Origin of the sequence: Bacillus sp. UNC69MF (genome assembly GCF_000746035.1) — a bacterium.
In the GTDB taxonomy this organism is placed as follows: domain Bacteria; phylum Bacillota; class Bacilli; order Bacillales; family Bacillaceae; genus Bacillus; species Bacillus velezensis.
The window spans coordinates 1-23557 of sequence record NZ_JQKM01000004.1; the positions used below are offsets into that span (position 1 = coordinate 1).

Sequence of the window (23557 nt, forward strand, 5' to 3'; positions counted from 1 at the left end):
CTTTCTTTGCGGACGCCTTTTTGTCGGAGCCAAACAGCGAGTCTGTCTGTGTACTGGTCAAGCTCGGCGTACGTCAGCATACCGCCCGGAAAACGGAGCGCCGGACGATGCGGCGAAAGCGCGGCGCGGCGGGCAAACAGTCCGTGAAGCGTCGGAGCCGGCGGTTCAACCGTTTCTGTACGGTTAAACGCATCCAGCATACTTCTGGCTTCACGCGCATCAAGCAATGCGATCTCGGAGGCGCAAATTTCAGGATCGGAGATGACTGAATTCATCATATGCCGTAAAAATGTTTCGATATTCTTCATAAAAACGCTGTCGTATATACCGGTATCAAAGTTTAAGCGGATATAAAGAGAATTTCCCGGAATCACCTTTATGCTGCATCCGTAGTTTGTGACTTCCTCCATCGTGAAATCTTCTACCGCAAAATCAAATGAACCGGACTGACTCACATTTTCAATTTCACGCTGGGCCGGCACATTTTCAAACACGATAATGTGGTCAAACAGCGCTTGCTTCAAAGGGCTTTGCGCTTGAATGTCATACAGCGGATAATAGCTGTACGCTTCTGCTTGCAGCGTCTCCTGCTGCAAATGCCTGACGAGCTCCAGAAAAGAAAATGAACCGCTTTTCACCCGCACGGGAATCGTATTAATAAACAGTCCCACCATTTTTTCCACGCCTGCGAGATCCGACGGCCGGCCGGAAACGACAGAACCGAAAACGGCGTCATCACAGCGGCTGACACGCTGCAGCAACATGCCCCACAGTGCCTGGAACACTGTATTCAGCGTTGCTCCCGCCCTTGCCGCAATGTTCTTCAGCTCATTTGTCTGCTCTTCAGAAATGGTGAAAACCGCCTGCTCAAGTTCGCCATTTGGTTCCGCGGATTTTTTCGGAAGAGACGCCGATTGCTCAAGATCGGCAAGTCTCGTTTTCCAAAAAATCTCGGCTTCTTTACGATCCTGCTTCATGAGCCATTTAATATACTTACCATATGGCTGAACAGGCTCGAGAGACGGGAGCCGCCCGTCTCCCAGAGATTGATAGATCATCAGAAATTCCTTCATGACAATCCCGAAGCACCAGCCGTCCATGACGATATGATGATGGCTCCAGATACAAACATAGCGTTCAGGCGCTTTTTTCAAAATGGAGACTCTCATGAGAGGGTCTGATTGCAAATCAAAGCCTTTATCTTTATCTTCTTTTCTGAACCGGTCGGTATATTTGTCTTGTGCCTTCTCGTCCAAATGAGAAATATCATGAAACTGAACGCGGCTCGGCCTGTTTTTCAACACGACTTGGCGGGGCTTCGCCACATTCTTATGAATAAATGTCGTACGGAAAATATCGAATCGTTCAAAAACAGCATCTATACTTTTTTGGAATCGTTCCCGGTCAAGCTGTCCGTTGATCGTAAACACCGCTTGTTCGAAGTAGGCTCTTGAGTCATGATCCAACAGAGAATGAAAAAGCATGCCCTCCTGCATAAAAGATAAAGGATATATATCTTGTATTTCCGGTTGCTGCCCCATTGCGCCACTCCTTTTCTATAGTTTGTTGACGGCTCCCATAATGTCACTCAGATCTTCCAGCGTTAACTCCTCGTCACTGAAATCAGCGGCGCTCCATTCACGCTCCTCTTTGCCTGTGCAATGCGAGATGATCTGCTTGAGAAAGGCATGAAAATATCCCGTCAAAACTTCAATCGTTTCTTTTTGATACTGAAAACGGTTGTACACGACATGCATGCTGAGACATTCCGACGATACGGAGCCGCTGATATCAAGTGTGTACGGACGTTCCCAGTCTGGGCTGACTTCATTTCCCGCTTTTACGGGAGAAACACCAAAGCCGCTGGAACGGATCTCCCTGTCAAACTGCCCTAGATAGTTAAAACTGATTTCAGGAGAATCGGATTCAGTCTCTTCCCAGAGTTTGCTTATATACTTCAGCACCCCGTATCCCGCTCCTTTATGCGGAATGCGGCGCATCATGTCTTTTGTCCGCTTAATGTGATAGCCGAGCCGCTCGCCGTCATCAGCCTGATCTTGAAAACTTGCGTCAACCAATACCGGATAAATTGACGTAAACCAACCGATTGTTCTGCTGATATCAAGATGCTCCAAGTGCTCTTCCCTTCCGTGGCCTTCCATGCTGATTTTGAATGTCTCGTTTCCGGTCCATCTGTTCAGCGCAAGGCTTAACGCGGCAAGCAATAATTCACCCGTCTCTGTTGTGTATGCTCTGTTCGCTTCCGTTAACAGCTGCTCAGTCTCCTGTTTCGTCAATGTAACGGTCATCACATCTGTATCTTTCAGAAGATTGGAAGAGATGCGGGCATCTTTCGGAAGCGGTTCGACCGCCGCTCTTTCTCTTTCGGACCAGTAGTCTGCTTCCTGTAACAGCCGGCGGCTTTTAGCATAATCAGAGATTTGCTTCGCGTAAGTCTGATAGGAATCGGTTTTTGCCGGAAGCGCGGTTTCTTTTCCTTCGAGCACCTGCCTGTAGCATGCGGTGAGATCTTCAAATAAAATCCGCCATGACACCCCGTCAATGACAAGGTGATGAATGGAAAGCAGCAGATGATCGCCATCATTAGCGTGAAATAATCCGACAGCTACGAGCGGACCCGTCTCCAGCCGAATGGAAGTTTGAATACAGGCGGCCGCCTGTTCAATTGCGGCGTGCTCCTCTTGTAATGACCCTTTCCCTCTCACGTCAAGCGTTTCAAACGTAAAGAGTTCTTCTTCAGAAAGCTTTTCCGCTCTGTTATATTGAATCACCGATCCGTTTTGCGTGCCGCATACCATCCGTAATGCGTCATGATGAACCGCAAGCTGTGCCAACGCTTTTCTCATAGCAGATTCATTGATTCTGTCCGCACTGCGGAGCATAACCGACTGATTAAAATGATCATGCGGCAATGATTGCGACAAGAACCAGTGCTGGATCGGCGTCAGCGGAACGTCTCCCATGACGGGAGCCTGATCAATCACGCGGCGGACTTTCCGGAGCCGCATCGATACTTCTCCCAGTGTCTGATGCTCGAACAGCTCGCGGACGGTCGTTTCATAGCCCTGCTGTTTCAGCCTCGCACATACTTGCAGCGCTTTAATCGAATCCCCGCCGAGATGGAAGAAATGAGCATTGGGACCGAGGCCTTCAACACCTAAGAGTTCTTCCCAAATGTCAGCCATCATTTCTTCAGTTTCATTTCTCAGGCTGATATCATTTCCAAGGCTATCATTTAATTCAGGCTGCGGGAGCGCCTTCTCGTCCAGCTTCCCATTCGCCGTCAAAGGCAGTTCATCAAGCGCTATCAAGCGGGCGGGAATCATATATTCCGGCAGAAAAGCTCTGAGAGAGGCCTGAATCTCTGCTTCTTTTATCTTTTCGTTCCCGTGTAAGACCGCGTATGCGTAAATGGAGTGCTGACCGTGCTGATCAGCACGTGTGATCACGGCGGCCTCTTTCACGGAGGAAAGCTCTTGCAGCGCTGATTTAATTTCTCCCAGCTCAATTCTGTGGCCTCTGACTTTTACTTGCGCATCTTTCCGCCCGACATATTCCAGCTCGCCATTTGAGAGCCTTTTGGCGATATCACCCGTCCGGTAGAGCCGCATGCCGGAAACGTGCGGATTCGTGATGAAACGGGAGGCGGTTAAATCATCCCTGTTTACATATCCCCTCGCGACGCCTTCCCCGCCGATATAAAGCTCACCGGGAATTCCGATCGGCTGCGGATTCATATAGGCGTCCATAACAAAAGCATGAAGGGTTTCCAGCGGTCTGCCGATATTGCTTTTGTTTCTCTCAATATCATCCATATTCAGTTTTTTGCATGTGACGTGAACCGTGGTTTCCGTAATACCGTACATATTAACAAGCTCCGTCTCCGGGTACTTCTCTTTCCAGCTTTTCAGCATGCCGGGCTGAAGCGCTTCTCCGCCGAAAATGACATATCGAAGCTTCAGCTTGTCCGTATGCCCGGCCTCTTCATGAATGAGTCCGGAAAAAGCCGTCGGCGTTTGGTTCAGCACCGTTACGCCTTCACTTTGCAGCAGCTGCCGGTACAAATGCGGATCACGGGCTGTGTCTTTCGGCACGATAACTACCTTTCCGCCGTATAAGAGCGCGCCGAATATTTCCCAGACAGAAAAATCAAAGCAATAGGAATGGAACAGCGTCCAGACGTCTTCAGAGCCGAAATCAAACGGCAGTCCTTTATGTGTGATAAGGCTGATGACATTGCGGTGTTCCGTCATAACGCCTTTCGGTTTTCCTGTTGTGCCCGATGTGTAAATCACGTAAGCCGGCTGTTCAGGCGTTATTATTTCTTTCGTTCTGTCTGCTGAAACGGATTCAGGCTTATCGATGTATAAAACCGGCAGCCCGTCCATTCCGGATATCCCAAGACCCGATTGCGTCAACAGAACACGCGCGCCGCTGTCAGTCAGCATAAATGAAATCCGCTCGTCCGGATAGTCAGGATCAATCGGCAGATAAGCTCCTCCCGCTTTTAAAATACCGAGAATCCCAATCAGCATATCCGGAGATCGTTCGGTCATAAATCCGACAATCTGTCCGGAGCGGATGCCGTTTTCCGACAGCATATCGGCGATTCGATCCGCCTTTTCATTGAGCTCGCGGTAGGTGAGACGCTCATGAGACATGACGGCTGCAATTTGATCCGGCATTTTTTCCGCCTGTGCTTCGAATAAACTGACAATCGTTTCATGCCTCGGATACTCCGCCGTTTGATTTTCCGCTTGAAGAAGCATCTGCCGCTCGTTTATGCCCAGCAAATGAATGTCAGACAGCTTCCGTTCGTAATCTGCTGCAATTTGTCCTAAAAGCTCTTTAAAATGACCGGCCCACCGTTCGATCGTATCTTTTTCAAACAACGCGGTACTGTATTCAAAATGAAAATCCAGTGAGCCATCCGGCCGTTCCTCGGCATGAAGCGTCAAGTCGAATTTTGAAATGTCATGCTTCACTGCATGTGAAGAAACGGATAAGCCCGGAAGGTTCACTTCGAAATCATCACTGTTTTGCAAAACGAGCATGGCATCAAACAGCGGATTGCGATTGACTTCCCGGTGTGTATCAAGCTTTTGGGCAAGTTCTTCAAACGGGAAGTCCTGATGTTCGGCCGCGCCGAGGGCGAGCATTTTCACCTCTTCTAAATAAGCGCGGAATGTCTTATCCCCTTTCGGCCTGCTTCTCATTGCCACGGTATTTACAAACATGCCGATGACCCCGTCAAGCTCAGCGCGGCTTCTGCCGGCCGCAGGTGAACCGACGACAATGTCTTCCTGCCCGCCCAATTTAGAAAGGAACAAGGAGTAGCTTGCCAAAAGAATCATATACAGTGTCGAACCCGTCTCATCCATGAGCCGGCGCAAGTTCTCCGCCGTTTCCTTTTGAAGGCGCGTTCGAACAACGGACCCGCTGAAATCAGGAAGCTGAGGGCGCTTTTTATCGAGCGGCAGATCAAGAACGGGAATGTTTTCCCCGATCGCATCCAGCCAATAACGCTCATGTCTTTTGAATTCTTCAGCGGCAAACCGCTCATGCTGCCAGACGGAAAAATCTTTGTACTGGAGTTTTAACGGCCGCAACTCTTTTCCTCTGTACAAATCCGTCAATTCTTGAATCAGAACGCTCATTGACACACCGTCTGCGATAAGATGATGCATATCAAGCAGCAGAAAATGACGTTCTTCAGTAACTTTGGCTAAAGTCACTCTCAAAAGCGGCGCTTTTTCCACGTCAAACGGTTTGACGAAAGTTTCCATCACCTCTTGAAGAAGGTTCCCGGATGGCATGTGAATCTCTGTGAGGTCAAGATCGACATGTGCATGTATGTGCTGCATCGGCTCCCCGTTTCGTAAAACAAATGATGTGCGTAACGCTTCATGCCTTTGTAACAGCGCTGAAAAGGCTTCGTGCAGACGATCCCGGTTGAGTCTGCCGCTCAGTTCCAGACAAGCGGGCATATGATAGCCCGTACTGTCCGCTGCCAGCTGATGAAGGGCATAGAGCCTTTTTTGCGCAAAAGATAGCGGGTACAAGTCCTTTGCCACAGCAGGCGTGATTTCTGCATATTCTCCTCTTTTCCTCTGTTCAAGGAAGCGGGCCATGCTCTCGATGGTCGGATGTTCAAAAACATGGCGGACGGCAAGTTCAATTTGCAGCCGTTTATGTATGTTTGAAACAAGCGACGCGGCTTTCAGCGACTGTCCGCCGATTTGGAAGAAATCATCTCTCATACTGATGTGTTCCCGTTTCAGCACTTCTTGCCAAATAGACAGCAGCTCAGTCTCAAGCATTGTGCGCGGAGCTTGATAATCACCGGTTCTCCCGGCTTCTTTCGGCTCAGGAAGTGCGGCCCGATCAAGTTTTCCGCTCACAGACAGCGGCATTTCCGTTAATTTGGTAAAGCTTCCCGGTATCATATAAGCAGGTAATCTCCCGGCCAATTCGGCATGAGGGTCAAATGTCACACCCGCGTTTTCCAGTACGACATAAGCTGCAAGCTCCTGTTCCCCGTCCGCCGTTTTGCGCACGATGACTGCCGCCTCTTTTACCCCGGACAGACTTCTGAGTGCCGTTTCGATTTCTCCCAATTCAATTCTGTAACCTCTTACCTTCACCTGATCGTCAAAGCGTCCCATATATTCAATCGTTCCGTCCGGTAAAAATCGGGCTGCATCTCCCGTTCTGTACAGCCGTTCGCCTTCACGAAACGGATGAGGGGTAAAGACTTTGCCCGTCAGCTCTTTTTGCTGAAAATATCCATCCGCCAGACCTTTTCCGGAAATACACAGTTCACCGACGGCTCCGACCGGCTGCAGCCGATCTCCGTGCATCATATAGACAGAAGTGTTGGCAATCGGGCGCCCGATCGTAATCCGGCTGCTTTTTTGCAGGTTGCGCAGAATCGTCGTGGCCACACTGTTTTCCGTCGGACCGTATTCATTCAGCAGCTCGGCATTCGGGCATATGTTGCGGCTCGCTTCCACGATATCAGGAGTGGCCGCTTCCCCGGCAAATGTCACCGCCCGAAGCGTCTGCGCATCCTTTTTCGTCAGCGAATCAAGCAGAACGCGATACAGAGACGGAACGATCAGAAGATGGCTCACTCCGTGGCGGGCGATTTTCTGTTTTATTGAAAGGACGTCTTTCGCATCATCTTCATCAGTTAACAATACACAGGCGCCCGACAGAATCGGAGTGAAAAGACTCGTTAATGACCCGTCAAATACGTATGAAAAAAGATGAAGCGCTATGTCCCCTTCTGTCATCCCGTATTCTTCACGCCGCCATTGCAATGTATTGCTGATCGCTTTGTGTTGTACAAGCACCCCTTTCGGCCGGCCTGTCGTTCCGGAGGTGTAAATGACATACGCCCAATTTCCGCTGTCAGATACCGGCGGAAGCGGTGCGGTCTGCTGGGAAACCGTTTCCTCCAAGATGACGACGCTGCCCTTGAAATGCGGCGGAATGAGGGGGAGCAGGTCTTTTTCAGTCACGAGCAGTGAGGCTTCACTGTCTCTCAGTAAAAATGAAATCCGTTCAGGCGGAAATTCCGCATCAATCGGCATATAGGCGCTGCCCGACTTCCAAATTCCGAGCAGAGCGGCAACCGTACTCATTGATCGGCGCAGCATAACAGCGGTGATCTGGTCGGGGCGTGCGCCTTTTTCCCTTAACGCATGCGCAATCTGATTCGCCCGCTGATTTAATTTCTTGTAGCTCCAGCTTACCCCGTTATATCTCAACGCCTCTTGGTCAGGCGTTTTTGCCGCCTGTTCTTCAAACAGCCCATGAACGGTTGTCTCAGGGTACGGACGGTTCGTTTCGTTAAACGAATGAATCAAGGCTTCTTCCTCTGGAGGCACGAGACTGATGCTTGATAAAAGCCTGTCCGGATCTTCCGTTACACAGGAGATGACCTCCAGAATATGCCCTTTGATCCGTTTCATGTCTTCCCGATCGTAGATGCCCGCATTGTAGCTGAATTTCACATAAAACTCTTCTCCCGGAACGATGACGACGTTAAGATCGTAATTGGTTTCTTCCGCCATCGAAAAGTTTTCAAGTGAGAGCGCACTGCTTTCCGTTTGCTTCCAGCCGTTTACCGCAGTCTGCATCTGAACCGGATAATTCTCAAAAACCAGGATGTGGTTCAAGAGATCTTGTTGCAGGCCGCTCTCGTTTTGGATGTCATAAAGCGGATAATAGCTGTGCTCTTCCGCAGCGAGTGACTCTTTCTGCACCTTTTTGAGAAGAGAAGAAAAAGTCATATCCCGAGCCGCGCGCACCCTTATCGGCACGGTATTGATAAACAGTCCGGCCATGGATTCGATGCCGGCGATAGCTGACGGCCTGCCGGAAACAACTGAACCGAATACCGCATCTTCAGTGCCGTTGTAACGGTGGAGAAGCAGTCCCCAAATGCTCGTAAATAAAGTATTCAGCGTGACCCCGGTGCTTCGGGCAATGTCTGTCAGCTTTTGCACGGTTTCAGACTCAAGGGAAAATTGAAAATGCTCAGATGCATAACCGTTTTGCGCCGGCTTATTCTTCGTTTGCGGAACGGAAACGACTTCTCCGTAATCTTCCAAGCAGCGCGACCAGAACGCTGACGTTTCTTCTTTATTCCGGCTTCGGAGCCATTTGATATAAGAACTGTAAGGAGCCGGACTGCTGAGGTTTACAGGCCGCCCGTTTCGGATCGCATAATACATGCTGAAGAAATCTTTCAGCACAATGCCCAAGCTCCAGCCGTCCATCATAATGTGATGGTGAGTCCAAACGCATGTATGGCGGTTTTCTCCCGTTTGAAAAAGAGTCAGGCGCATTAAGGGGCCTTTTTGCAGATCAAAGCCCTTATTCCGGTCGGTTTCCTTGAATTCCTTAATGATGTTTTGCTGCTGTTCTTCCGAATAATCTGAAATGTTCTCAGTCTGTACGGCTGTGTCACGGCGTGAAAGGACAACCTGCTGCGGCCCTTCAAGGTCAGGCACTTCTTTTATGAAAATCGTTCTGAAAATATCATAACGGCTGACAAGCATATCCAGACTTTTTTGGAATGTATCAATGCATAAATCCCCGCTGACTGTAAACGAAATCTGCTCGACATATGCGTTTGATCCGGAATCCAGAAGCGAATGAAACAGCATGCCTTCCTGCATATATGATAAAGGGTAAATATCTTGAATTTCTGTCGCTTGTGTCACGAATGCCACACACCTTTTTATGAAATTAAAGTCCTTTTACGAGATCTTCAATGCTTGATAGTGCTTGAGCGGTCAATTCTGTATGGCTGTAATCCGTTAATGTTTTTTCCCGCTCTTTCTTGCCGGAACAGTGGGCGATGATGTCCTCGATGTGAGTATGGAAACGATTCATGAAGAACTCGATTGCCCCCGGTGCAAATACATCGGTATAAACGGCTTTTACCTCCAGTTGCCCGGCCGCCACCATCGCGTTAATATCCAGATCAAACTCGCGGATGCGCCCGGCCGCTATATCATGCTGCGGCTTGAACGGTGACATCTTCAGCGTTCCCTCAAGACCGTCAAACGCACCGAGATAGTTAAAGCTTATTTCTGGGTCTTTATAAAGAATGTTTCGCGAATATCTCAGCAGCCCGTAGCCGGTTCCGTGATGAGGAACCCGTCTCATCATGTCTTTTACCGACTTTATGCGGTGAGCGGTTTTTTCGCCTGAGCCGCCCGGCACTCTCATATCCAAAAGCACCGGGTAAACAGATGTAAACCATCCTGCCGTTCTTGACATATCAATGTCAGGCATATGCCCCTGGCGCCCGTGCCCCTCAGTGCTGATAAGGATCTGTTCAGAACCCGTCCACTCATGAAGCGCCATTCCAAGCGCCGTTAAAAGCAATTCATGAACATCCGTTCCGTATGCCTGCTGTGTTTCCAACAGCAGCTGTTTCGTGACTTCGCTGCTTAATATCCACGATGCCGTGCGCGCGTTTTCCTGCAATCGTCCGGCGTTTTCATCAGTTATTTTCGGCAGCGGCGCTGTTTCACTAGACATCACGCTGTCCCAGTATGCGGCTTCCTCCAGCAATGCTTTGCTTTTGGAAATGTCAAAAAGCTCTTCGGCATACTTTATATAAGAATCGCTTTTCGGCGGCAGTTTGATTTGTTTGCCTTCCAATGCCTGCTGATAAGCTGTCTGCAGATCTTCAAGCAATATCCTCCATGACACGCCGTCCACGATAAGATGATGAATCGTTATAAGAAGATGGTCGGCTTCCTTCTGCCGGAACACTCCGAGATGAAGCAGAGGCCCTTGATCAAGACGCATAGCCTGCTGTATTTCTTTTTCCTCAGCGGCTATCCGTTTTTCGGGCTGCGTTTCTTCTGAAATATCTATGACGTTAAGCGTAAAGATTTCTTCATACTGCTTTGTGATTCCGCGATTATATTGAACCGTTTCCCCATGCTCATTTTCAGTGAAAGTCATTCGCAGCGCATCATGATGTTCTGTCAGCGCGCAAACCGCCTGATACAGCGCATCTATTTCGAGGCTGTCTTCACTGCACAGCATGACCGCTTGGTTATAATGAAGCTCAAACGCACCCGGCTCCTCAAAAAATCTCTGCTGGATCGGTGTCAGCGGAGCGCTTCCTTCTATCGGCCCCTGATCAGCCATTGCAACAGCCGGCATGAGGTGCTTCGCGAGTTCTGCAATCGTCGGGAACTGAAACAAATCGCGGATCGACATGTTCCAGCCTTCTCCCGCGAGTCGGGCTGACACTTGAAGCGCCTTAATGGAATCTCCCCCAAGCTCAAAGAAAGAGTGATGAATTCCCGCTTTCTGAACATGAAGCACATCTTCCCAAATCCGGCATAACATCTCCTGTTTTTCATCGCCGGGCGCGACAAATGCCTGTGTTGAATGTATCTCTTCTGCCGGCAGTGCCGATTTATCAAGTTTGCCGTTCAGTGTCAGGGGCATGCTGTCTAAACCGATAATATGAGACGGCATCATATAAGCCGGGAGCTCCTGCATAAGAGACTGGCGAAGTGATGAGATATCGGCCTCTTTAGGAACGATGTATGCCGCTAATCGGGCTTGTCCTTCAGCATCTTTCATCACGGTAACAGCCGCTTCTTTGACTTGATCGTGTTTCAAAAGCACACTTTCAATTTCTCCCGTCTCAATTCTGTAGCCTCTGATTTTTACCTGCTTATCAATCCGCCCTTGAAAACGAAGAGTACCATCCGGCAGCCAGCAAGCCTGATCTCCGGTTCTGTAAAGCGTTTCTCCCGTTTGTAACGGGTCACTGAATGCGTCCTCTGTCAGCTCAGGCTGTCCCCAATATCCTTTGGCGACGCCGGCGCCCCCGATATACAGCTCTCCGAAAACGCCGATCGGCTGGACCTGTTTGTCTTTGTTTAAGACGTACATTTGCACATTCGGAAGCGGAACACCGATCGGCACATCATCTTCCCGCGGCTCTTCGCTCATTTCGGCTTCATAATACGAAGAATCAATTGTCGCTTCTGTTACACCGTAGCTGTTAATGATCCGCATTTCTTTTCCGAAGCGTTCATGAAGCGTATAAAAATCCTGCGACTTGATCATATCTGAACCCAGTACAAGTATTTTTACACTTTGCAGCGCGAGGTTCCGGCGATATATATATTCCATAAACGGAACAATCAGCGCGGGTGTCGACTCCATAAACGTGATACGGTGCTGATCAATGAGCTGATAAAGCTGTTGTGGCTCAAGCCGGACGTCATCCGAACAAATGACAAGCGTTCCCCCGTTTAGCAGGGCGCGTGCAAGATCCCCTGAAAATACATCAAATGAGAAACTCGCCATCTGCAGCACTCTGACTGGTTTACGATCAAGCTCATAAATTTTTCGCCATGCAAGTGCTGCATGCGTAAAGCTGCGATTTCTGACTTCGACTCCCTTCGGCGTTCCCGTTGTTCCCGAAGTATATATGATATATGCAGTATCATCCGGAGACGCTGCCGGCTGAATATTCTTTGCACAAATATCGTATTGATCTTCATGATCGAGCTGAATGAGAAATAAATTGTTATCCGTCAGCTGTGAAGCAAGTTCTTTGTATTCTGACTGCACCATCAAGACGGATGCCGCGCTGTCTTTTAATAAATAGCGAATCCGTTCCTCAGGATAATGGGAGTCAACCGGTATATACGCCCCTCCCGATTTCATGACCGCAAGAACACTGACGATCGCTTCAATCGAACGGTTTGCCAATATAGCTGCTCTTTTTCCCGGACCGAATCCATTTTTGTGTAATGTTCGCGCAAGCCGATTTGCCCGCTCATTAAGCTGCGAATAGCTGATCTGTTGTGCTCCTTCAATAACAGCGGTCTGATGAGGCGTTTCTTCTACTTTCTCTTCAAACAACTGGTGAAACAGTTTGTGTTTTTCCATGAATTCGGTTTGTGTGTTATTAAACTCAATCAGTAACTTTTGTTTTTCTTCTTCATCCAAAATGTCAGCTTTCGATAGTGTGACTTCCGGTTCGGCGGCAACATGGCGCAAGAGATTCAGTAAGTGGCCCATCCAGCGTTCAATCGTTTCTTTCATAAAAAGCTCGGTGCTGAATTCCATTTCAAAGCGGATGTTTCCATCGGATTCAGCCGCTGATAAGGTCAGGTCAAAACTTGATACATCATGTTCGGTATGCTCTGATCGCGACGCTTTCAGACCGGCCAGATTTATCTCCTCTCGCTCCATATTCTGAAGAATAAACATCGCATCAAACAGCGGATTGCGGCTCATGTCCCGCTGCACGCCGAGCCGTTCCACCAGCTCTTCAAACGGATAGTCCTGATGCTCATACGCCTCAAGCGCCGCCTGGCGGACTTCCGCCAAGTAATCGGTAAACCGTTTGTCTCCTTTCGGCTCCGTTCTGATGGCCAGCGTGTTGACGAACATGCCGAGAATCGGTTCAAGGTCTTTGTGCGGACGCCCGGCAATCGGCGAGCCGACCAACCACAACAGAAAGAGACACTTCTAGCGTTTCTCCGGAAAAACCGGAAACGGATAATCCCGGCTGTGCAAGCAGGAGACAAGCGCCGCAGTCATCGAGCATATAGCGCAGCCTGTCCTCAGGATACTCCGGGTCAAGCGGCACGTAGGCGCCGCCCGCTTTTAACACGGCAAGCACTGAAACCACCATCTCCGGCGAGCGTTCAGCGAGCACGCCGACCATGCTTTCTTTGCGGACGCCTTTTTGTCGGAGCCAAACAGCGAGTCTGTCTGTGTACTGGTCAAGCTCGGCGTACGTCAGCATACCGCCCGGAAAACGAAGCGCCGGACGATGCGGCGAAAGCGCGGCACGGCGGGTGAACAGCCCGTGAAGCGTCGGAGCCGGCGGTTCAACCGCTTCTGTACGGTTAAACGAAGATAACACCCGTTTCTTTTCTTTTTCATCCGCCATATCAATATGCCGAATCAGCCGGTCTGGATTTCTAACGGCATTTTCAACGATCGTCAGCAAATGAGTTTGAATGCGTTTAATTGATGTTTCAGTAAATAAAGCGGATTGGTAATCAAAATTCAGCTCAATCAATCCCGTATCTGTCCGCTCCTTAATTAAAATGGAGAGCTCGTTTGCGGTATGTCCGCTGAAAAACATGGCCGTTTCATAATCGAAACCGTCTGCCTTACGCCACTCAAGCGGCTGATACTGCATCGAAATACCGATGATATTTTGCAGGTCATGATGAGTCTGCCTTAATTCATTCACAAAAAGATTGTAAGGATATTTCTGGTGCCGCATAACAGACAGCTGCTCTTTTCCTACGCTGCGGACAAAGGACAGGAACTCTGCATCAGGATCTGCCGTCATTCTGATCGGCAGTGTGCTGACGAACATGCCGAGCATATCCTTTTCGAGCCTGGAGCCCCGGTTTCCGTAATAAGTGCCGATGGCAATATCCTTTTTAGCCGTCAGACGGCTGATGCATATGTATAACGAAGCCATAAACAGAGAGATGATGCTGATATTATTTTCTTTGCAAAAAAGCCGGATTGATTGTTCTAAGGAGTGAGAAAGAGTGATAGTATCTCTGGAAGCCGCAGTGCTTTGTCTAAGATGAGAGGTTCGTTCCGCCAGTGAAAGGTGTTCCGGAACGGTTCGGTATGTTTCAGTCCAAAATGAACGGTCTTTTTGAAAACGGGAAGACTGTAAGTATTGCTGTTCTTTTTCCATGTAGCTGAGATAGGAAGGTCTGTGGTGTTCAGTTAAATCCTCGCTCCGCATGATCTTTTGGTAGATATCAATGAGCTGGTTGCCGAGCAGGTTGAGCGAGATGCCGTCCATGATAATATGGTGAAATTTTGAATAAAGCCAAACTTCTTCGTCTGACATGACAAGCAGAGTAAATTGATACAGAGGTGAATGAAACAGCTTGAACGGAACACGGGTCTGCGTGTCAATCCATGCGTCCCGCTCTGCCTGATCAGTATGAGTAAAATCAACAGTCTCTAGAGAAATCGGCCGATGCCCCGCAAGATACAGCTGGGGTTCTGATCCGTCCCCTTCTGTCAGTTGAAACCTGAGCGAATCATTTTGCGAGATAGAAAAATCTAAAGCATGGCGCAGTACGTCAAAATCGATGTCCCCCCTGAATTTGACGCATGCCGCGAGATTGCAGATACTTGTGCCCGGTTCGAGCAGCTCCGTAAACCACACTCTTCTTTGTGCGTGAGTTAAAGAATAAACAGTGTTCTCCAATGGAATCCCTCCGCTTCAATTTAAGAGGATAAGAAAGTGAAATAATTACAATTAAATTTCGACAGCATATGACTTAATCATCCATATAAGCATTATTTTAAAACATATTTTAGAAATCACAATAAAAAATTAAATTTTCTCTAACATTTTTTAGAATATAGTATATATTCCTCACTTCACTTCTTCATTTCTATAATCTTTATACCATGTAAAACGGTATGTATGCATACTGTAAACTGGTTCTTAAACACTATAATAAGGAATAAAATGTATAATTAATTGCGCTTTTAAAAAGGTTTTCCTCCCGAAAAGAAGTTTTATGTTAAAAAATGAATAATCGGTGAACATGTAAGAAAGCGGTATGTAAAAAAAAGGAAGGATATTGCCGATATTACTTTTTGAAAAGATTGATTCATAATCGCAATATAATGTTTTACAGACATCAAAAAAAGCCGAATCCTCTAAGGATTCGGCCCTTCTTATTGATTTGCCAGCACGACTGCGATTTTGTCTTCAATGTCTTTTCCGTCATCTTCGTCAAGCAGCCCGGTTTGAAGCACGGAAAAAATAAGCGTATCTCCTGTTTTTGTGTCTGCATAGCCGGCAATCGAACTGACTGATGTTAGTGACCCGGTTTTCGCTTTAATTTTGCCTTCTGCCGGCGTATTCTTCAGCCGGTTCCGAAGGGTTCCTCCCGTCATTCTGTCGCTTGCGCCGGCAACAGGGAGCGAACGAAGGAAAGCCGGGTACCACTTTTCTTTCTGAACCGCATACAAAAGCTCTCCGATTTGGCCGGCGGATACGCCGTTAATATGAGAAACGCCGGATCCGTCTCTTGCAATCAATTCATCCGGATTCAGCCCGAACGATTTGAGCTCCGATTTCATCACGTCCAAGCCCTTTTCCCAGCTGCCCTCCCCTTTTTTCACTTTTCCCATTTCCTTGATCAGAATTTCGGCGTGCCCGTTGTTGCTCAGTTTCATAAACGGGATCAATAATTCTGAAAGAGGCATGGATGTCCGTGATGTGACAAGCTGGGTGCGGTGCGGCATTCGCCCTGTTCTGATTTTCCCTTTTACAGTTATCCCCTGTTTAGTAAGCGCTTGTTTCCATAAATCTAAAGCATAGGACGACGGATCCCACACTGCCGCCCATTCTCTTACCTGTGCCGAGCCGGCAGGTATGGTTCCCTTTATCGTAATCACATTGCCACCGTGCTCCCGTTCAACCGTCAAATCTTTCTTTTCATCAGAAGCGACGGTTTTCACTTCATTTTTCACCCGAACGACGTCCGTATGGGGAGAAATCGAAATGCGCGGCTTTTTACCGGGCTGTTTCGCCGGGCTGATTTCCGCAATCACCGTTCCGGTATCATAATCCTCATTTGGTGAAGCGGTAAGAGCTGATACTTGCGCGCCATAATATTGGCCTTCATCGCTCCACGGAAGATCAACTGAATACCTGGTATCGTCATACCACGAATCATCCCCGACCAGATCTCCTTTAATGACATGGATGCCTCTGGCTTTGACCTGTTTAGCCATCTTCTCAAAAGCAGAAGCCAATAGGGTCGGATCGCCTTTTCCCCTGAGATAAAGGTTTCCGCGCAGCTGTTTTCCTTTCACGGCGCCGTCTGCCCGTACTTCTGTCTTAAAGGTGTAATCTTCTCCGAGAACGGAAAGCGCCGCAGATGCCGTCAGCAGCTTCATCAGTGATGCAGGCCTCAGCCGCATATCTTCCCGGCTGCCGAACAGCACCTCCCCTGTTTTTGCTGACCGGACACTGACGCCCGCTGAAACTCCCTTTAAAGCAGGTTCTTCATCCAGAATGTGTTCCAGCTCTTTTTGCAAAGTATTTTTTTGTTCAGCCGCCTTAGCCGCCTCATCAATATAAGGAACTGCGGCAATGACCAAAAGCAGAATCACCGCGCTCAAGCGTTTCACATATGTTTTCAATGTTATCCCGCCTCTTTCCTATTCTTCGTCATGCAAAATGGTGATCCTGGATGACGCAGCCGCTTCTTCGCCCGGTTTCAGAATCTGAAGCCCTGTCAGTGATGCAGGCTGATTCAGATTAAATGCATCTGTAACGGAAGTATAAGGCTCAAGACTGACAAACCCTTGCTTTCCGTCACCGTTATATACCACCCAATGCTTGAAAGACATGTCTGCTTGATACAGCACGGATAATTGCTCATCCGGATGATAAATAACAGCTTCGTTATTGCCGCCATTCCGTCCGGAAGAAAGAAAAACATCGTCAAACTGTTTATTTTTCAAAGACACCCCCTGACGGAACGCTTCTTTATCAGGCACATCCAATAAACGGCCCGTCGGCACGAAACGTTCATTTAATTCCCACATGCGGTCAGCCGTCAAAAATAGACGGGATCGCTCTTCATTGAAAACAAAAGTTGAATGATAGCCGAGCCCCCAAGGAAAAGCCTCCGTTCCCTTATTCATAATCAGCGCCCGCTGCGTAAACACATTGTCTTTTAATGTATAGGTCATCCGGACAATGACATCGTGCGGAAATTGTTTATGAACACGGGGAATCTTTGAAAGATCAATTTCTGTTTCGACTTTCATTCCATCCCCCTCTTCTTTCGCTGCCGTCGCTTTCCAATGCTGATTGTGAAGAAAGCCGTGAATATGATTATGTTTATCCTCTTCGTTTATCTCAAATTGATACGCGCGGCCGTCAAAACGAAACGTCCCATCCGTAATCCGGTTCGGCGGGAATAAAACGGGAATGCCGTACAGCATCGGTTTTTTGCGGAATTGCTCCGCAGTTTCCGGTTCTCTCAGAAGCCGCATACCGGTTCTTTTATCCCGAAGCGATATGACATTTGATCCCCACTCCGGCACAATGATGCATTCAGCCTGATCAGTCTCCGCTTTTATGGCTGAAGCCCCTAAATAAGTCGTATGTTCAATCGTCATAAGCACCTGCCCTTTCCTTGTTTTCTAGCATGTATAGGAATTCCATTTTCTAAACTCATTTTCCTTCTCTAAAAAAAACATCGCCCGTATGAACTGAGCGATGTGCGGTAAAACCTTATTGAATCAGCCGGGTAATCTGTTTTTTCTTCCATACAAACCGGTAATATACGTATTGCAGCAGCAGGCTGACGACAAAAGCCGCCGGATAACCGACCCAAATGCCGAGAATGCCGAGATTCGTATAATGAGAAAGAATAAAGGCCACAGGCACTTCAATTCCCCAAATCGCAAAAATGCTGATAATCGTCGGCCATAACACCGTACCGCTCGCCCGCATCGTCGCTGAAACGATCTGAGCGTGACCGAAAATCAAATAACTCCAAAGGGTAATCATAATCAGATTGCGGGCAATGTGGAGCGTGTCCTGATCTGTTAAAAACAAAGCAAGTATCTGCCGGGAGAAGGTATAAATCAGCACAATCAAAACCCCGCCGATCAAATAATTCAGGCCGATGCCGACTTTGATGACCTGTTTCAGCCGGCCGAATTGATTGGCGCCAATGGATTGGGCGGCAAAAATGGAAACGGCGATACCGAGGCTTACCGCCGGCATCTGCACATAACTCGCCACTTGGTTGACGACCCCGTAAGCAGCCGTCGCGTTTGATCCGTAATGATTGACAAATGAAATGACCGCAATTTCAGAAAGTGACACGAGAATCATATTGATGCTCGACGGAATACCGAGACGGAGTAAAAGCGCGAGCAGCTTTTTGTCCATTTTAAGAGAACGGAGCGCAGTCCGATCAAATGCCAATGGATGTTTCCTTTTCCGCAAATAAACCATGAGTACGATAAATGTCACGATGTTTGAAATCACGGTTGCATACGCCGAACCGTAAATGCCGAACTTCGGAAGTCCGAAAAGCCCGAGAATCAATAAGGGCAAAAGCCCGATGTTTATGACTGTACTGACGATTAACGTATAAAACGGAGTCTTTGAATCTCCCGTTCCGCGTAAAAATGTCGTATACGCAAAATATAAAAACATCAGCGGCATTGCGCAAAACAAAATGCGCGCATATCGGACACTGACATCTATTACGTTTTCCGGCGTTCCCATCAGCCGCAGAATATCAAGCGTAAACACACTGCCGACAACTGCCAGGACAACACCGAGCATAAAGGTAAAAGTCAGTGTAGTGCCGACAATCGCCTTCATCCTCTCTTCGTTTTTCGCGCCGTAAGCCTGCCCGATCAGAATGGAACTTCCCGAACCGATTCCGATCGTAAAGGAGATCAGCAGAAAAAACAGCGGAAAAAAAGACGATACAGCGGCAAGCGCATCGACTCCGAGCCACCTTCCGACAAATACCATTCCGACCAATTGGCCGACAGATTGCAATACATTGCTTAAAAGCAGCGGCACTAAAAACAGTGACATCGATCGCCAGACTGACTGGCCGCGGCCTTCCGCTGTTTCTAAATGATCTTGTACTTCCATATGTAGGACTCCTTTTTTGATTTTCTTCCATTTTATTATTCAGCAGACAGCTTGTAAAAACCTTTTGTTCAATGAAACTCTTTATCTTTTTCTCACGTCTTACATGGAAATAAACCATAAAAATAAAAAGTCCGGAAAATATTTCTGAAAAGGTATTGTAATCTTATCGTAATTATTGTAACATTTGTAACATAAGAGAAAGAGATTGATTGAAGGAGAGATTATATCATGAAAAAATGGCTATTATTCCTCACTACTATTACATTGATTCTGTCATTGGGCACTGCGGCGACTGCAAAAAATGCACCTAATGACCTTACACAAAAACAAGCACTTCAGCTGGCCCTGTCAGCGAGAGAACATTTCTGGAACACAATGAGCGGCGGTGCGCTTAAATCAAACGCAAATTGCACATCTGAACCGTTTGAATATCAAAATCTGCAATATGTATTTATGTGCAAAGACCTCGGAACAAAAGCGAAAGCCGTAAAATATCTGACACCCGCTTTTACAAAGCAAGCGATTGACAAAGGGCTCAAAGATTACCACTTCACTGTAAAAGACGGCAAATTGGCTGTTCCGGTCGGCGACGGAGATAACCTCCTGAATTGGAAAAAAGCAAAAATGACCCTTCTTTCTAAAAAAGGAAGCGTCCAAACATACCGCTTCACTGTACCGACTCTTGACGGTTCTCCGTCAGCAAAACGCGATGTAACATTCGTAAAAGAAAACAACGTTTGGAAAGTCAATCAATTTGATGCTGTCATATAAGAAAAAGCCCGCTTGCTTACAGCGGGCTTTTTTCAATGATATGCTGGCATATTATAACGGAAGGCTGTTTTTCAGAAGCAGTTGACGGTTAAGAAGAAACAGCTTATGGGAGGAACTCTGTTAAGAAGATAAACGAATACCCTTGATTTTTTTTAAAAAACAACACGGCCGCAAAAACACTTGCATATCAATGTGCAAAATTTGTGCAAAACATAAATTTCCACCAGGTTTTCACAAAATATTCAACTCAAAACCCCCTTGTATAACAAGGGGGTTTCTGTTTTGCCGACATTATTAATCTGCGCCTATCTTATGCTGGAAACGCTCTAGGAGAGATTCGAACTCCCGACCTGCAGTTTAGGAAACTGCTGCACTATCCGCTGTGCTACTAGAGCCTGCTTCTATTATAGTAACGCTGGCGGCCGTTTTTTTCAAGCCTACAGCCCTCCGAACACTTTATAGGCGGCTCTCGTCGTATCTTCATCTATTCCGATATAACGCATTGTAATAGACGGAGAAGAATGATTCAAAATCCTCTGCAGTTCAGCAATGTCTTTTGTCCTCTGATAAAAATGATACCCGAACGTCTTTCTAAGCGTATGCGTCCCGATTTCCTCCAACCCGCAAGCGGCAGCCGCTTCCTTTAATATTCTGTATGCCTGAATCCGGGATATGGGCTTATTCGTCCGTTTCGATTTAAACAAATAGTCATCCTCTTTCATGTCTTTTGTATAAGCGTATATGTCGGCCTTTAAAGACTCCAGTATCAGAATTTTTCTTTTCTTTCTCGTTTTGCTTTCGGTTGCCCACACATGGTCTTTGTTCCTGACATCTCTCACGCGAAGCGGCAGAACATCAGAAATCCGCAGTGCGCTGTTCATGCCAAAAATAAATAAAAAATAATCACGATCACTTTTTTGCATTAAATACTCTTTGACTTCCTGGATCTTCTCCAAACTTCGGATCGGCTGTACGATATGCATCAAAAAACCCCTTATAATTGGTAAAGTAACATATTGAGCATTATGTTACTATTATAGCCGAAACCCGTTGAATGATAAAGGATAAAGGGTCTTATGTAACATAATATACATAGTGTTACATAAGGTGAATCAGATACGCAGTTTCAACAAATTCCTCAAAAACATCATTTTCAGACCGGTGACAAGCTTTTAAACAAATAGAGACTCAAGGCATTAAAAAATGAAAACAACGGCCTTAAAATGAAATCTGAGCATCCGTTTTTTTTGTGAGCAACCGAAAAAAATGCAAAAAAAAGACACAATATGAAATTGTGTCCTAGTCTTCATCTTTTACATCAATGTCTTCAGGAAGCGGCTCATTTAAAAACTCTTGAATCATTTCCTTGTATTTTTCCAACTGCTCGAGATGGGTTTGAAATTGTTCCTTGTTGATTAAATATTGCTGTCCGTCATGGACGGCCCTTATTTTATTCGTCAAAACAAGATTGTGCACATATTCTTCAGGAAGACTGGTAAACTCCGCTGTCTCTTTGATCGTTAAATACATGGCTCACGTTCCTTTCATATGTCATGTGAGTGAATTCTGTTTTGTTCATTGTAGCTTATTTTTTGTCTTTATGCTTGTTTCACAGCTTTTTCAGTCCGGTTTCCCATTTAGCCTATTTGCGACTGATTACATTCACACAGAAACTCCGGCTTTTTGCGCACCGGACTATTCCGTTTGTCACTTGTGAAAACAGCACATTTTACTTACTCTATAATTGTAAGCGGAAAACAAAGGAGGCAGACTATGAAAAAGAAAAAGTTTATGAATCTCTGTTTTATCGTTCTGCTCAGTACGTTGCTCGCGGCCGGAAGCATCCCTTATCACGCTCAGGCTAAGAAACACCCGTTTTCCTATGACGACTACAAACAGGTAGATGTCGGCAAAGACGGCATGGTTGCCACCGCCCACCCTCTCGCTTCACAAATCGGTGCCGACGTGCTGAAAAAAGGCGGCAATGCAATTGACGCCGCGGTTGCCATTCAATTCGCATTAAACGTAACTGAACCTATGATGTCAGGAATCGGCGGCGGCGGATTTATGATGGTTTATGATGCGAAGACGAAAGACACCACCATTATCGACAGCCGAGAACGCGCACCGGCAGGCGCAACACCGGATATGTTCCTTGACGAAAACGGCAAAGCCATCCCTTTCTCCGAACGCGTTACGAAAGGGACTGCAGTCGGTGTTCCGGGAACATTAAAAGGACTTGAAAAAGCGCTCGACAAATGGGGCACACGCTCCATGAAACAACTCATCACCCCTTCCATTAAACTTGCCTCAAAAGGCTTTCCGATCGATTCGGTTTTAGCTGATGCCATCTCAGATTATAAAGACAAATTATCACACACTGCTGCAAAAGACGTGTTTCTTCCGGACGGAGAACCTCTGAAAGAAGGAGACACACTCATCCAAAAAGACTTAGCCAAAACATTTACAGCTATTAAGTACAAAGGCACAAAAGCATTCTATGACGGAGCATTCTCCAAAAAGCTTGCGGAAACAGTGCAGGAATTCGGCGGCTCAATGACAGAAAAAGATATTAAAAACTTCAATGTGACGATTGACGAACCGATCTGGGGAGATTACCAGGGCTATCATATCGCAACTGCTCCTCCTCCAAGCTCGGGCGGTGTTTTCCTGTTGCAAATGCTGAACCTTCTGGATGATTTTAAGCTTTCTCAATATGATATCCGTTCTTGGCAAAAATATCAGCTTCTCGCAGAAACGATGCATTTGGCTTATGCTGACCGCGCCGCATTTGCCGGGGATCCAGAATTCGTCAACGTCCCTCTCAAAGGCCTCTTGAATCCAGATTATATCAATGCCCGCAGACAGCTGATAGATATTGATAAAGTCAATAAAAAACCGAAAGCCGGCGACCCTTGGGCCTATCAGGAAGGTTCTGCAAACTATAAACAAGTGGAGCAGCCGACTGACAAACAAGAAGGCCAAACGACTCACTTCACGGTAACTGATCGCTTCGGCAATGTCGTATCTTATACGACAACGATTGAACAGCTGTTCGGTTCCGGCATTATGGTTCCCGGATACGGCGTTGTGTTGAATAATGAGTTAACAGACTTCGATGCGGTGCCTGGCGGTGCAAATGAAGTGCAGCCGAATAAACGTCCGCTCAGCAGCATGACTCCGACTATTTTATTCAAAAATAACGAACCTGTCCTGACTGTCGGCTCCCCCGGCGGAGCAACGATTATTTCTTCCGTCCTGCAAACGATCCTGAACAAAGTTGAGTACGGCATGGATCTGAAAGCGGCGGTCGAAGAGCCGAGAATTTACACAAACAGCATGACATCCTATCGATATGAAAAAGGAGTGCCGGAAGAAGCCCGCACAAAACTGAACGAAATGGGGCATAAATTCGGCAGCAGCCCGGTTGATATCGGTAATGTGCAAAGCATCCTGATCGACCGTGAAAACGGCACCTTCACCGGAGTCGCCGACTCAAGCCGAAACGGAGCCGCAATCGGCGTAAACTTGAAAAATTATAAAAAATAACAAGACAAAAAG

At 47.2% G+C, this 23557-nt stretch carries 9 protein-coding genes, 1 tRNA gene and 2 pseudogenes; 2 read left to right on the forward strand and 10 right to left on the reverse strand.

Going from position 1 to position 23557, the window contains the following annotated elements:
• The 7 genes and pseudogenes from BR62_RS0104760 to BR62_RS0104785 all read right to left on the reverse strand — a co-directional run.
• The coding region (locus BR62_RS0104760; protein WP_032869912.1) for a condensation domain-containing protein at window positions 1–1541 on the reverse strand (1541 nt) is incomplete at its 3' end.
• A gap of 15 nt (window positions 1542–1556) precedes the next feature.
• Window positions 1557–9254: a non-ribosomal peptide synthetase gene (locus BR62_RS0104765; protein WP_032869913.1), complete on the reverse strand. Its 7698-nt coding sequence runs from the start codon at window positions 9252–9254 to the stop codon at window positions 1557–1559.
• A gap of 25 nt (window positions 9255–9279) precedes the next feature.
• Window positions 9280–13032, reverse strand: a pseudogene (locus BR62_RS0104770) (amino acid adenylation domain-containing protein); the annotation flags it as partial.
• Window positions 13028–14779, reverse strand: a pseudogene (locus BR62_RS20025) (condensation domain-containing protein); the annotation flags it as partial. The pseudogenes BR62_RS0104770 and BR62_RS20025, both read right to left, overlap by 5 nt.
• Before the next feature lie 479 nt (window positions 14780–15258).
• Window positions 15259–16734 (reverse strand): D-alanyl-D-alanine carboxypeptidase/D-alanyl-D-alanine endopeptidase, encoded by a 1476-nt coding sequence (dacB, locus tag BR62_RS0104775; RefSeq protein ID WP_032869916.1) that lies wholly within the window; start codon window positions 16732–16734, stop codon window positions 15259–15261.
• An 18-nt stretch (window positions 16735–16752) separates the two neighbouring features.
• On the reverse strand, window positions 16753–17721 hold the full coding sequence (locus BR62_RS0104780; RefSeq protein WP_007407363.1) for an aldose 1-epimerase: 969 nt from the start codon (window positions 17719–17721) through the stop codon (window positions 16753–16755).
• Window positions 17722–17836: 115 nt separating this feature from the next.
• A complete protein-coding gene (locus BR62_RS0104785; RefSeq protein ID WP_032869917.1) occupies window positions 17837–19225 on the reverse strand; it encodes an MATE family efflux transporter in 1389 nt (462 codons plus the stop codon).
• 228 nt (window positions 19226–19453) lie between these two features.
• On the opposite strand from BR62_RS0104785, the gene BR62_RS0104790 reads away from it, so the two are divergent.
• Window positions 19454–19996, forward strand: coding sequence for an IseA DL-endopeptidase inhibitor family protein (locus BR62_RS0104790; protein ID WP_014418077.1), 543 nt, complete (start codon window positions 19454–19456; stop codon window positions 19994–19996).
• Between the two features lie 322 nt (window positions 19997–20318).
• Here the strand turns inward: BR62_RS0104790 and BR62_RS0104795 are convergent.
• From BR62_RS0104795 to BR62_RS0104805, 3 genes are all read right to left on the reverse strand, one after another.
• Window positions 20319–20391 (reverse strand) — tRNA-Arg (locus tag BR62_RS0104795).
• 42 nt (window positions 20392–20433) lie between these two features.
• Complete coding sequence (locus tag BR62_RS0104800; protein WP_007407359.1) at window positions 20434–20979, reverse strand: site-specific integrase; 546 nt, start codon at window positions 20977–20979, stop codon at window positions 20434–20436.
• A gap of 316 nt (window positions 20980–21295) precedes the next feature.
• Entirely contained in the window at window positions 21296–21526 is a 231-nt protein-coding gene (locus BR62_RS0104805; RefSeq protein WP_003153848.1) for an excisionase family DNA-binding protein, read from the reverse strand.
• Window positions 21527–21769: 243 nt separating this feature from the next.
• On the opposite strand from BR62_RS0104805, the gene ggt reads away from it, so the two are divergent.
• Complete coding sequence (gene ggt / locus BR62_RS0104810) at window positions 21770–23545, forward strand: gamma-glutamyltransferase (protein WP_014418078.1); 1776 nt, start codon at window positions 21770–21772, stop codon at window positions 23543–23545.
• Window positions 23546–23557: the final 12 nt, after the last annotated feature.